The 13,195-nt window shown below is 36.1% G+C and carries 9 protein-coding genes; all 9 read left to right on the top strand.

The features are described 5' to 3' along the window. Window positions 1–88 precede the first annotated feature (88 nt). The 9 genes from AB7942_RS00290 to AB7942_RS00250 all read left to right on the top strand — a co-directional run bounded on the left by AB7942_RS00290 (window position 89) and on the right by AB7942_RS00250 (window position 13,188). Window positions 89–898 (top strand): ABC transporter ATP-binding protein, encoded by an 810-nt coding sequence (locus AB7942_RS00290; RefSeq protein WP_369445745.1) that lies wholly within the window; start codon window positions 89–91, stop codon window positions 896–898. A gap of 356 nt (window positions 899–1,254) precedes the next feature. After that, window positions 1,255–2,133: an SCO family protein gene (locus tag AB7942_RS00285; protein WP_369445400.1), complete on the top strand. Its 879-nt coding sequence runs from the start codon at window positions 1,255–1,257 to the stop codon at window positions 2,131–2,133. A 383-nt stretch (window positions 2,134–2,516) separates the two neighbouring features. Next, window positions 2,517–3,524 carry a substrate-binding domain-containing protein gene (locus AB7942_RS00280; RefSeq protein WP_369445399.1) on the top strand — a complete coding sequence of 336 codons (1,008 nt, stop codon included), beginning with the start codon at window positions 2,517–2,519 and terminating at the stop codon, window positions 3,522–3,524. Window positions 3,525–3,536: 12 nt separating this feature from the next. Further along, window positions 3,537–5,354, top strand: a complete 1,818-nt coding sequence (locus AB7942_RS00275; RefSeq protein WP_483310824.1) for a cache domain-containing sensor histidine kinase — start codon at window positions 3,537–3,539, stop codon at window positions 5,352–5,354. A 34-nt stretch (window positions 5,355–5,388) separates the two neighbouring features. Further along, window positions 5,389–6,615, top strand: a complete 1,227-nt coding sequence (locus tag AB7942_RS00270; RefSeq protein WP_369445398.1) for a response regulator transcription factor — start codon at window positions 5,389–5,391, stop codon at window positions 6,613–6,615. 288 nt (window positions 6,616–6,903) lie between these two features. Further along, window positions 6,904–7,977, top strand: coding sequence for a multiple monosaccharide ABC transporter substrate-binding protein (gene chvE / locus AB7942_RS00265; RefSeq protein ID WP_168242841.1), 1,074 nt, complete (start codon window positions 6,904–6,906; stop codon window positions 7,975–7,977). A 79-nt stretch (window positions 7,978–8,056) separates the two neighbouring features. Then, window positions 8,057–9,586 (top strand): multiple monosaccharide ABC transporter ATP-binding protein, encoded by a 1,530-nt coding sequence (gene mmsA / locus AB7942_RS00260; protein WP_369445397.1) that lies wholly within the window; start codon window positions 8,057–8,059, stop codon window positions 9,584–9,586. A gap of 121 nt (window positions 9,587–9,707) precedes the next feature. After that, window positions 9,708–10,823: a multiple monosaccharide ABC transporter permease gene (mmsB, locus tag AB7942_RS00255; RefSeq protein WP_483310830.1), complete on the top strand. Its 1,116-nt coding sequence runs from the start codon at window positions 9,708–9,710 to the stop codon at window positions 10,821–10,823. Between the two features lie 295 nt (window positions 10,824–11,118). Then, window positions 11,119–13,188 (top strand): bifunctional aldolase/short-chain dehydrogenase, encoded by a 2,070-nt coding sequence (locus AB7942_RS00250; RefSeq protein ID WP_369445395.1) that lies wholly within the window; start codon window positions 11,119–11,121, stop codon window positions 13,186–13,188. Window positions 13,189–13,195 lie beyond the last annotated feature (7 nt).

The following is a 13,195-nucleotide window of genomic DNA, read 5'->3' as shown; positions in this document are numbered from 1 at the left end:
ACTTATTTTTTGTTTTCTGAAAATTTGGTACAATGGGGTTGCCAAAATTATATATTCAACCTACGAATGATAGAAAGGAGTAAAAATGATGGTTTTAAAGCTTGAAAATGTCTCTTTATTACGAGAAGGAAATTGGATTTTACAAGATGTAACTTGGAAGATTAATAGAGGCGAAAACTGGGTTTTATTTGGATTAAATGGCTCGGGTAAGACAGCCATATTAAATTTAATAAATGCCTATTATTTCCCGACAAAAGGAAAAGTAACTGTACTGGGGATGGAATTTGGGAAAACCTATCTAAGTGAGAAACTGCGTAAACAGATCGGATTTGTCTCTTCATCCCTTCAGGAAAAATTTCATCCAGGGGATAATGTGTTTGAGGTTGTCTTAAGCGGTGCTTTTGCTTCTATCGGTCTTTACGAAACACCGACAGATGAAATGAGAAAAAAGGCTGTTGAACTATTGGAGACACTTGGTTGTATAAGGTATGCGAACCGAAATTACGAAAAATTATCACAAGGGGAAAAGCAGCGTGTCTTAATTGCTCGTGCGTTGATGGCTGAACCTTCTTTGCTCATTCTCGATGAACCTACGAATGGATTGGATTTTATCGCGCGCGAACAACTGTTAGAATCGATTGAAAAAATTGCAGAAAATCCCGGTGCTCCGATATTGATTTATGTAACACATCATATCGAAGAAATTTTACCAGTTTTCACTAAAACCTTATTACTAAAAGAGGGACAAGTTTTTGCAGATGGAAAGACATGTGAACTGATATCTAGTCAAAAACTAACGGCGTTTTTCAATCTTCCAGTTCATGTGGAGTGGAAGAACAACAGGCCGATGCTTTCTAGACTAAAGGTTGATGAGAAAGATAAACTCAAGGCCTATTGATGATTGAAAAAGGCGCATGAATAATTCATGCGCCAACCCCGCATTATTCAACACTCATCGGCATATCTAGTTCTTCTCCAAGCTCGATAAAAATTCCCTCCCTATATAAAAGACTATTAATCTGGTACTGCCATAAAATATAGCAATGAATATCGTAGAAATTTGTAGAATGATGTGGAGAAATTTGGCGAATTGATACTGTCTTAATAATGTTCAAAAAAATTCGAAAAGCGCAGGTAACTACCTTTTCATTTTGGGTGAAACTGTATAATACTTCACAGTTTTTATTAAGATTGTAGTATATAGTGAAAGGGAGCTGAGATATTAAAATTTATCTGACTGAGAGGTTTGGCAAGATGAAACGATTTTCTGTCTTTATAATGAGTCTTATTATCATATTTATCGCGGGCTGTGGGGCATCCAATAATTTAACTGTGAAACTTACCACGCCAAAAACATTTACCCCAGGAAAAATATTTGCGATGCAATTTACCGTAGTCGACAATAAGGGAAATCCGATTGAGGGTGCCGAAGTGAGTGCCAATTTAAATATGAAAAACATGGATCACGGGACAGCTCCTGTCGCTGTGGAAGAAATAGGTGACGGCAAATATATAGGAACTGCTAATTTAGCGATGAACGGTGACTGGGTAGCTTCAATTAAAGTGGAACACGACGGGGAAATGGTTGAAGAAGAAAAGCAATTCACTGTCGAAGCAAAAACATTGGCGAATGCTCATAAAGTGACCCAAGAAGTTAACTTACCTGAATTTAAGTTAATCGACGAAAATGGGAATTCAGTTACAAAACAGGATCTAATCGGAAAAACCGTCGTAATGACCTTTACTTATGTGAATTGCGTGGACCCGAATGCTTGTCCAATATTATTGGGGAACTTTAGCAACATGCAGCAGGATTTGAAATCGAAGGGAAACAATACAGATAATCTTTTACTCGTTTCCGTTTCCCTTGACCCTGAAAATGATACACCAGAAGCCATGAAGGAACACGCAAAGAAAATGAATTTCGATATGTCCTACTTAAAAATGCTGACAGGAGATATGAATGAGATTCAAAACTTGGCAGACACGCTTGGTGAACATTTTGAAAAAAAGAATTCGGAAGTTTTACATGATAATAAAACCTATATTTTTAACGAGGATGGAAAGTTGACGCATGAATTTACAGGCAGCATCATTGATCGAAATGAACTATACCAGATTGTACAAGAGTAAAAATAAGTCTGACTCCTACTAGTACCTGAGAAGCTTTGTTATTTCCTGAGTGGGGAATTAACAAAGCTTCTTTTTAATAAGGCCAAAATGTTTGCAAGGATAATAGGGTTAAAGATTTTTGAGAAAAGCATTTTTTTAAGAAAAAAGTATTGAGAGTTATTGCAGGAAAATGTATGATATGGCAAAGATAAAGAACTTTCTGATCCAGAGTTAGTAAAAATAAATCAGCTATTAGCTAAAAATATAGTAATAATCCATTATTTGAAACTCATGCTCAATGAATCTTCCAATCATTGAAATGTAAGGGCTTTTATAAAAATGGCACTAGTGATTTTAGTAAACAGAATACATAAGTTGATAGTTTTTTGAAAGGGGATTCATAATTGAAAAAGCTATTACAAATCTATGCCTTCTTATTTATCGTCTACTTTCTTTACTTATATAACTATCATATGAATGAGTCGCATTTATCCCAACTAACGCAAGGAGAAGGTCAGGGGGAATTTAGTGAGAAGTACGTAATGGTTACATTCCAGTCAGGAATTGATTATTGGAAGAACTCTTTAAAAGGGTTTGAGGATGCAGCTCAGAAATTGAATGTATTAGTTGAATACCGGGGTGCAACGCAGCATGATATACATGAACAAATTACTGTGATGGAACAGGTGATTGCCAAAAAGCCTGCGGGAATTGCGATTTCCGCTATCGACCCTGACGCATTAACTAAAACTTTTGAAAAAGCACGGGATATGGGTATTCCTGTAGTTTTATTCGATTCAGGTGCTGCATCGGACAAGGTGTCTTCTTTTTTGGGGACTGATAATTATAAAACTGGTATAACGGCTGCTCATAAGTTAGTTGAATTAATTGGTAAAAAAGGAAAAGTGGCTGTCATTACATCTCCCAATCAATTAAATCATCAGGAAAGAACAAAAGGATTTTTAGACACAATTAAGAAAGAAACTACTGGGGTAGAGGTGATAGCAGTAAAAGATGGAAAGGGGGATCAGCTTGTTTCAAGCAAGGTCGCAATGAACCTCTTAAAGAAGTATCCGGATTTGAAGGGTATTTTTGCTACTGAAGCCAATGGAGGGGTTGGGGTCGGTGAAGCTGTCAGTCTCCTCAAGAAGAATCAAAAAGTGAAAATAGTAAGTTTTGATACAGATAAACAAACTCTGGATTTGATTAAAGATGGTACCATATCTGCAACCTTGGCTCAAGGTACCTGGAGGATGGGTTTTTGGTCATTATTGTTTTTATTTGATCTCCAACATAAAAATTCTCCAATTATAAAACGTGAATTTTCTGATAAACCTCCAATGACTTCATATGTTGATACAGGGATTTCTATTGTTACTAAAGAGAATGTAGAAAACTACTATGCAAAGTGAGCCGCCAAGAAAATGAGAGATTCGAAGAAATTGGACAAAAAAAATTTTTTAAAAATAAGCAACCTTCCAATCCGATTTAAGTTAATTGTTCTTTTAATGTTAATCAGTATTCTGCCATCTATTGGTCTTGGGTTTCTAACAGGATGGACAGTAGACCGCATTATAGAGAGACAAGTGAACCAAAATACATTGCAGTTAATTGGTCAAGTCAATAAAACACTGGATTTCTATGCCGGTAACATGCAAAACATGAGTTATTTGATATCTTTTAACCCGGGAATTAAACAATTTTTGTACGAGAAAAAAAGCCAGCAAAGCCAAGAGGTAAAGGATGATTATGAGATACGAACATTTCTGCAAGGGCTTACAACATTGTATCCAGAAGTAGCAGGCATTCTTGTGGTAAACAGCAATGGTCAGTACATCAGTAACGACATGTATACCCGCTCGATGAAAAGCCTCACTGAAGAGTCGTGGTATCAAGCTGCTGTGAAAAGTGAAGGGATTTTCAAAATCTTAGGGCACCCATTCAGCAGAAACATAACTAGCCATATACATTACAAGGATGACGAAGTTGTATCAGTTGTACGAGCAATTTTAGACCCTGAAACCCAGCAAGTGAAGGGTGTAATATTAATTGATATGAAGCTCAGAGTGATATCGGAAGCGACAAAAGATGTTCGCTTAGGTAAAACAGGTTATTTAATGGTGATTGACGATAAAGGCGAAAATATCTACTCACCATCCGAGCCCTTTCTTAACGAGATTCCTATTGAGTGGCTCCATTCGAAAGAATCCGGGAATTTCTCAAAACAAGTCAAAGGCAATAAGCTTCAATTCATATATAGAAAGTCTCCTTTTACTGATTGGACAACTGTAGGTGTATTTTCTACAAAAGAATCAGTATTAGAGGTAAGGGAAATTCATTTTTATGTGATTAGTTTTGTCTTCTTCGTTTGTTTGTTTGGGCTTGGGGCCTCCTATTATTTATCCTATTCTATATCAAGACCAATCAGGCAACTCATGTCGTTTATGCGTAAAGCGGAATCTGGAGATTTGTCTGTCCGTTACAAAGGAGAACGAATGGATGAAATCGGGTTACTTGGCCGCAGCTTTAATACGATGCTTGTTCAATTAAATAAACTTATAACTCTAAATGAGCTGCAAGAGCGTCAAAAACGTGATGCTGAACTACGAAGTCTTCAGGCTCATATTAAACCTCATTTCTTATACAATACGTTAGACACAATTCATTGGCTGGCCCGGAAAAAAGGTGCTGTAGATGTTGCTGAGGTGGTAGAGTCATTATCAAGACTTTTCCGCATTGGGTTAAGTAAAGGAAACGATATAATTCCTCTAAAAGAAGAAATGGAACATATCAACAGTTATTTAAAGATCCAAAAAGCTAGATATCAAGATAAATTAAATTACACCTTAAATATTGCTTCAAATGTTGAAAAGATCAATGTATTAAAGCTTGTATTACAGCCAATCGTAGAAAACGCCATATATCATGGAATCAAAGAAAGGAGAGGGCCAGGTCATATTATCGTTAAAGCAGAAGAACATGAAGGAAATATTGTTTTCCATGTAATGGATGATGGGAAGGGAATTCCTACTGAAAAGCTTGAAGCTCTAAGAAGTAAATTGGGAACTTTATTTTCTCAATCTCAGCAATATAAAGGAAGTGAGAATTTCGGGTATGGGATGCTTAATGTCCAAGCCAGAATTAAACTGACTTTTGGTGATGCCTACGGTATTTCTATTGATAGTGAATTAGGTAAGGGTACAACAGTAAAGGTTGTCCTTCCTGCCATCAGAGAAAAATGAAACGATGAAAGAGTTCGAAAGGGGAGCAAATTGTGTGCAAAATCATTGGAATGTATTGATTGCAGATGATGAGCCGATAATACGTGAAGGAATTCGTGAATCAGTAGATTGGCAAGAGCTTCATATGAAGGTTGTAGCAGAGGCTGAAGATGGAGAAGAAGCATTCGAACTTGCCATCGAATATTCAGTAGACATATTGCTGGTAGATTTGAATATGCCAATTATGGATGGTTTGACTTTAATTAAACATGTACGAGAGAGTTTGCCAAACTGTAAAATAATAATTATTTCAGGTCATGACGAATTTACATATGCCCAAGAAGCATTACGCTTAAATGTTAATGATTATATTCTCAAACCAGCAAATCCTGATCAATTACAAAACGTCCTACAGAGTATAAGAAAACAATTGGAAGAAAGAGAACAGCAAAGTGAGTACTTAGCATTGGCGAAAGACCAAATTATAAAAAATATCCCTCTCTTACAGCAAAATTTTTGTCAGGAATGGATAAAAGGGAATATGACAGAATCTGAAATTATTAAACAACTAAAATTCTTACATTTGCCTCTAGAATGCCCGAACCAGTTTGGTCTCATCCAATGTCATGAAATTTATATCAATAAACCTTTATTGAATGAAAATAATAAACAATTATTTAATTTTACAGAAGATATCGTTGCTGAAGCACTTGAACCCTTTCAAAAAGTTGTTTTTCGTGATCCTTCAGGGTTTATATCAGTTTGTATTTGGGGAAAGGTACAAGAAAATCTCGAATTATTGTTGTCAAAGAAATTAAAAAATTATTTGAACACGACACCGAATATGCACTTTGAGCAAGTTACTGGAGAAACATTTGCGATTTCTGAAATTTATAAACAATGCGAAACAATGATGTATGAAAATTTAAAGATCTCACCGATTGTCCGGCGTGCGAGATCCTATCTTAGTGAACATTTTTCAGAAACAGATTTGACATTGGAATCATTGGCACAGTATCTGCAAGTATCCCCTGTTTATCTAAGCAGAATAATGAAAAAGGAATTAGGTACTTCTTTTGTTAGTATGATTACAAATATGCGAATCAGCAAGGCTATTATGCTGCTAAACTCCACAGAACTTTCTATTCTTGAAATTGCCGGAAAAGTTGGATATGACACACAGCATTATTTTAGTACTGCTTTTAAAAAAGTAATGGGTGTATCTCCCAACCAGTATCGAAAAGGTGCAGGTTTTCCAAGTTCGATTTCTAGGAAAGAATAGGAGTAACATAGTTTAATTAGCCAAATATGAATGTACTAAGGGACAGTCCAAATAAATCATTTGGACTGTTCTATTTTGTTTACGGGGAATTTCGAACAAAAAGTGCTTTCAAACCTAGTGGGTGATTTTTGTTTTTTTATAATGCAGTATTTTTTGAAAGCGCTTCAAGTTAAGTTGTATTTTTATAAAAATAGTTGTTTTATTGAAAAGACGAAAAAATGACAGGGTGATATATTCATAGCAAGGAATAAAACATTAAATATGAAAAAAACAAAAGGGGCGATTCAGATGAAAAAGTTGTTGTCAGTAATTATGTTAATAACCTTATTATTTTCGTTGGCAGCATGTGGAAGTAAAAGTACAAGTGGAGATAGTGGATTTGTAGGACTTGCGATGCCTACAAAGTCATCGGAAAGATGGGTAAGTGACGGTCAAAATATGAAAAAAGAATTTGAAAAGTTAGGCTATAAAGTGGACTTGCAATATGCAGAAGACGTAGTAGAGAATCAGGTATCTCAAATTGAGAATATGATTACGAAGGGTGTAAACGTTTTAGTAATTGCGTCAATTGACGGTGAAGCCTTAACAGATGTTTTAGACAAAGCAAACAAGCAAGGGATTAAGGTCATTGCATATGATCGTTTAATTAAGAATAGTAAATATGTCAGCTATTATGCAACATTTGACAACTTTAAAGTAGGTGTTCAACAAGGCTCTTATATTGAAGAAAAATTAGGTTTAAAGGCAGGAAAGGGCCCATTCAATATCGAGTTATTTGCAGGATCACCAGATGATAATAATGCCTATTTCTTTTTTGATGGGGCAATGTCAGTATTAAAGCCTTATATTGAATCGGGGAAATTAGTCGTAAAAAGCGGTCAAAAGTCATTTGAACAAGGTGCTACATTAAGATGGGACGGTGCAGTTGCACAAGCTAGGATGGATAATCTATTAAGTGCCCACTATACCACTGACAAGGTAGATGCAGTTTTATCACCTTATGATGGAATCAGTATCGGGATTATATCATCTTTAAAAGGTGTTGGTTATGGATCAGCTACTAAACCACTTCCTATTATTACTGGACAAGATGCTGAACTAGCTTCTATTAAATCAATAATAAAAGGTGAACAGACACAAACCGTGTTTAAAGACACAAGAGAATTGGCTAAAAAAGCTGTTTCTATGGCTGATGCCGTTTTAAAGGGCAAAAAAGCTGAAGTAAATGATACCAAAACGTACGACAATGGAAAAAAAGTGGTTCCTTCATATCTGCTAGAACCGGTTTCAGTTGATAAAGCAAACTATGAATCTGTCTTAGTTGATTCTGGATATTACAAAAAGGAAGAACTAAGTAAATAATTAGTGATTTAAATGATTTAGTGACAGGTGAAGAACCGTCACTAAATCATTTTATAAAATTGCGAGGTTGTGGTGAAACATGTCAAAGATAATTTTAGAAATGAGGAATATTACAAAAGAGTTTCCAGGCGTCAAAGCACTTCAAAATGTAAATTTAAAGATAAAAGAGGGCGAAATTCACGCTTTATGTGGAGAAAATGGGGCTGGGAAATCCACTTTAATGAAAGTATTGAGTGGTGTCTATCCACATGGTTCATATACTGGGGATATTCTGTTTGATGGTAAAATTTGTAAATTTAAGGACATCAAACAAAGTGAAGAATTAGGGATTGTTATTATTCATCAAGAGCTGGCATTGATTCCATACCTATCGATTGCTGAAAATATTTTCCTTGGTAACGAACAAGTGAAAAATGGAATTATCAATTGGAATGAAACAGTGTTAAGGACGAGAGAACTGCTGACAAAGGTAGGTTTAAACGAATCACCAAATACAAAAATCGCAGACTTGGGTGTAGGGAAACAACAATTAACAGAAATAGCGAAGGCACTATCTAAAAATGTAAAATTATTAATATTGGATGAACCTACTGCTGCTTTAAATGAACACGATAGTGAAAACCTATTAAATCTTTTATTAGAGTTTAAAAAACAGGGCATGTCAGCCATTATTATATCGCATAAATTAAATGAAATTTCCAAAGTGGCGGATTCCATCACAATTTTGCGAGACGGCCAAACCGTAGAAACTCTAGATATGAAAGTAGACAAAATTTCAGAAGACAGAATTATCAAGGGAATGGTAGGAAGAGAATTAACGAATCGCTATCCAAAAAGGGATGCGAAAATAGGAAATACTATTTTTGAAGTGAAAAACTGGAATGTCTTTCACGAAATGAATACAAATCAAAAATTAATTGATAATGTGAATATTCATATTCGTAAAGGTGAGGTTGTGGGTATTGCCGGTTTGATGGGCGCAGGAAGAACAGAGTTGGCAATGAGTATCTTTGGGAAATCGTATGGAAAGAAAATAACGGGACAAATATATAAAGATAGTAAAGAAATCCATTTGAATAATGTTAGTCAGGCAATCGAACATGGAATCGCTTATGTTTCTGAAGATCGAAAGGTTAACGGGTTAATCTTAATGGACGATATTAAACAAAACATTACATTAGCCAGCCTTAATAAGATAACCAACAAATTTGTTATTAATAAGAACCAAGAAATTATTGAATCGGAAAAATTCCGTGAAAAATTAAAAATTAAAACTCCTAGTATTCATCAGAAAACTGGAAATCTAAGTGGTGGAAATCAACAAAAAGTTGTATTGAGTAAATGGATCTTTTCAGAGCCTGACATCCTGATTTTAGATGAACCTACACGAGGTATTGATGTAGGCGCAAAGTATGAAATTTACACAATCATTAATCAGTTGGCTACAGATGGAAAAGGGATTTTAGTCATTTCTTCAGAGCTGCCAGAAATTCTTGGGATTTGTGATCGAGTGTATGTAATGAATGAAGGCAGAATAACAGGAGAAGTTTTAAAAGAAGAAGCAACTCAAGAACGTATTATGAAATATATGACCAAAAGTATGGTTTAGGGGGTAGCAAAACATGCAATCGTTAACGCATAAAACGGCTGAAAACGAGAAAGTTGCAGTTCGTGAACCGAAAGTAAATCACATTTTACAACTTTTCAAAAATAATTTGAGACAATACAGTATGATTTTGGCACTAGTTTCAATTATGATTCTTTTTCAAGTTCTAACAGATGGTATATTATTAAGACCGTTAAATATTACAAACTTAATCTTGCAAAATAGCTATATTTTAGTATTGGCAATAGGGATGATTTTAGTTATTATTACCGGACATATTGATCTATCGGTTGGTTCAATAGCAGCCTTTGTCGGAGCTATATCTGCTATATTAATGGTTAATTATGAAGTTCCAATCTCAGCCGCAATTATAATCTCATTATTAATTGGTGCACTTATTGGCGCTTGGCAAGGATTTTGGGTGGCATATGTCAAAATTCCTGCGTTTATTGTTACTCTAGCAGGAATGCTTTTGTTTAGAGGATTGACTATGGTTGTGTTGGAGGGCAAATCAATCGCCCCATTTCCTGAAACATTTCAAAAAATTAGCTCAGGTTTCATTCCAGATGTGTTTGGTGGAGCGAGCCTTCATATTTTAACTCTTGTCATTGGAGCTCTGCTATCTGTCATTCTAATCTTCAATGAATTGAAAATTAGAAAAGCTGAAATAAAATACAATTTGGATGTTTCACCAATAGGAATTTTCATTTTGAAGATTTTTGCAATAGTTGCCTTAATTAATGTATTTGTGTACGTTCTTGCTACTTACGAAGGAATTCCTAATATTTTAGTTATCTTGGCTTTATTAATATTGGCTTATCAATTTATTACAACAAAAACAATTGCAGGGCGTCACATTTATGCGATAGGTGGAAATGAAAAAGCAGCCAGTTTATCAGGGGTCAAAACAAAGCGGGTTACATTCTGGGTCTTTGTAAATATGGGAGTGTTATCAGCTCTATCTGGGCTACTGTTTGCTGCTCGATTAAATGCTGCAACACCTAGAGCAGGAAATCTTTTTGAACTTGATGCGATTGCAGCATGTTTTATTGGCGGGGCATCAGCATATGGTGGAGTAGGTACGGTTCCAGGGGCTATTATTGGTGGTCTTGTTATGGGTGTCATGAATAACGGAATGTCCATACTAGGTTTAGGAATAGATTGGCAGCAAGGTATCAAAGGGCTTGTATTATTAGCTGCAGTAGCTTTTGATATCTATAATAAAAACAAATCATCATAATTTACCTTAATAAATATGAGTAGACCGCTATCTTTAATTGGTAGCGGTCTTTCTGTAGAGGAATGTTTTGTCTCTGTTGAAAATCGTGCAGATAAATTAGAGTCCGCTTTAATCCTAGGACAAGATGTTTGGTTATTCATTGTGCAAGAGTCCTAGAAAACAGATAAAAAAAAGTACAAACGGAAATAAATAAAAATTAAAAAAATCTATTTTGTATATTCAAAAATAAACAAAAATGTTTTATAATAAAAACAGAATATAATAAACATATTAACAAACAAACGGGGGAATTCAGATGGTAAAGAATCTTTGGGATACTGAAAAGGCTTCACAAGTTTTAAAAGGAGTAGAAGAATTAGTGTATCGGTCCAACTTGATTGGATCAGATCGTGCCGTATGTAACTGGGGTGGCGGCAATACATCGATGAAGACAACTGAAAAGGATTTTCGCGGTCGTGATATAGAAGTGATGTGGGTAAAGGGAAGCGGTTCCGATTTGGCAACAATGAAGGCTCATAACTTTACAGGCCTAAACCTAGAAGATATCCGTCCACTATTTGAACGTGATGAAATGACAGATGAGGATATGGTGTCCTATCTTTCACATTGCATGATTGACAGTAAACATCCAAGAGCATCGATCGAAACATTATTACATGCGTTCTTACCATATAACCATGTAGACCACACACATCCAGATGCGATTATTAGCCTATGCTGTGCTGATAATGGGAAGCAGCTTGCTGAAGAGATTTTTGGAAATCGTTTTGTTTGGGTTCCATATGTACGGCCAGGCTTTACACTTTCAAAAATGATCGCAGAAGGAGTAAGAAATAACCCAAATGCGGAGCTTGTCTTAATGGAAAAACATGGACTTGTTACGTGGGGAGAAACTTCAGAAGAGTCCTATGCCAAAACCATTGAAATTATTAATGAAGCAGAACTATATATAAATGAAAGAATTAAAGAAGAAACTGTTTTTGGCGGTCAAAAATATGAATCTCTTACCGACGAAGAAGCAACTAGCATCCTAGCAAAAGTAATGCCAGTGATCCGCGGAGCAGTAAGTGATGAAAAGAAAATGCTGTTAACGTTTGACCGTGGTGAAGATGTTATTCAATTTGTAAACAGTCACCAAGCACCAGAGCTTTCTCAAGTAGGTGCGGCCTGTCCAGACCATCTCGTCCACACAAAAATGGTTCCACTTTATATCAATTGGGATCCACAAACGAAGGACGTAGAAGCCTTAATTGCTAGTGTAAAAGAAGGGATTGACAATTTCAAAGCACAGTACAAAGAATACTATGACCGCAACAAACACGAAGGCGATCAAATGTTTGAACCAGCTCCACGTGTCATCTTAATCCCTGGAATTGGTATGGTGAACTCTGGAAAGGATGTTAGCAACTCTAGAGTCAGCGGTGCATTATACCACCGTGCAATTGCGGTAATGAAAGGTTCTACTACACTCGGAAACTTTGTTTCATTAAGTGAAAATGAATCCTACAACGTAGAATATTGGCCATTAGAATTATATAAATTATCGCTTGCTCCAGCTGAAGCTGAGTTTTCTAGAAAGGTAGCTTTTGTTACTGGCGGAGCTGGTGGAATTGGCAGTGAAACTTGCCGTCGCTTTGTTTCTGAAGGAGCACATGTAGTTGTAGCAGACTTGAATCTTGAAGGTGCAGAAAAGGTTGCCGCTGAAATTAATGAAAAGTACGGAGCAAATCGTGCCCTTGCTGTGAAGATGGATGTAACCAAAGAAGAGCAAGTTGAATCAGCCTTTGATCAAACAGCACTTACGTTTGGCGGGGTTGATATCATTGTAAACAATGCTGGCCTTGCTACATCAAGTCCAATTGACGAAACGACTCTTCAAGAGTGGAACTTAAATATGAATGTGCTAGGAACTGGTTATTTCCTAGTAGCCCGCGAAGCATTCAAGCAAATGAAACAGCAAGGCATTGGTGGAAACATGGTGTTTATCGGATCGAAGAACTCTGTATTTGCTGGAAAAAATGCAGCTGCCTACAGTTCTGTAAAAGCACTTGAAACACACTTGGCAAGATGTATTGCTGCTGAAGGCGGCGAGTTTGGCATTCGTGTCAATTCTGTCCTTCCTGATGCGGTTCTTCAAGGATCTGCTATTTGGGGATCAAGATGGCGTGAAGAACGTGCTGCAGCATATGGAATTGATCCTGATCAATTAGAAGAGCACTATCGCAAACGTACAACTCTATTAGTTAATATCTATCCTTCAGATATCGCTGAATCAATCGCATTCTTTGCCTCATCAAAATCAGATAGAACGACTGGATGTATGTTAACGGTGGATGGCGGAGTGCCAGCAGCGTTTACGAGGTAAGATAGTT

The organism is Neobacillus sp. BF23-41 (assembly GCF_041106275.1).
This window is presented reverse-complemented; position numbering and strand designations above follow the sequence as displayed.

Bases quoted from the DNA above. Each gene is read 5' to 3' on its own strand.
- mmsA (WP_369445397.1), top strand. From the start codon at position 8,057: ATGTCAAAGATAATTTTAGAAATGAGGAATATTACAAAAGAGTTTCCA.
- chvE (WP_168242841.1), top strand. From the start codon at position 6,904: ATGAAAAAGTTGTTGTCAGTAATTATGTTAATAACCTTATTATTTTCG.
- AB7942_RS00290 (WP_369445745.1), top strand. From the start codon at position 89: ATGGTTTTAAAGCTTGAAAATGTCTCTTTATTACGAGAAGGAAATTGG.
- AB7942_RS00285 (WP_369445400.1), top strand. From the start codon at position 1,255: ATGAAACGATTTTCTGTCTTTATAATGAGTCTTATTATCATATTTATC.
- AB7942_RS00250 (WP_369445395.1), top strand. From the start codon at position 11,119: ATGGTAAAGAATCTTTGGGATACTGAAAAGGCTTCACAAGTTTTAAAA.
- AB7942_RS00275 (WP_483310824.1), top strand. From the start codon at position 3,537: ATGAGAGATTCGAAGAAATTGGACAAAAAAAATTTTTTAAAAATAAGC.
- mmsB (WP_483310830.1), top strand. From the start codon at position 9,708: ATGATTTTGGCACTAGTTTCAATTATGATTCTTTTTCAAGTTCTAACA.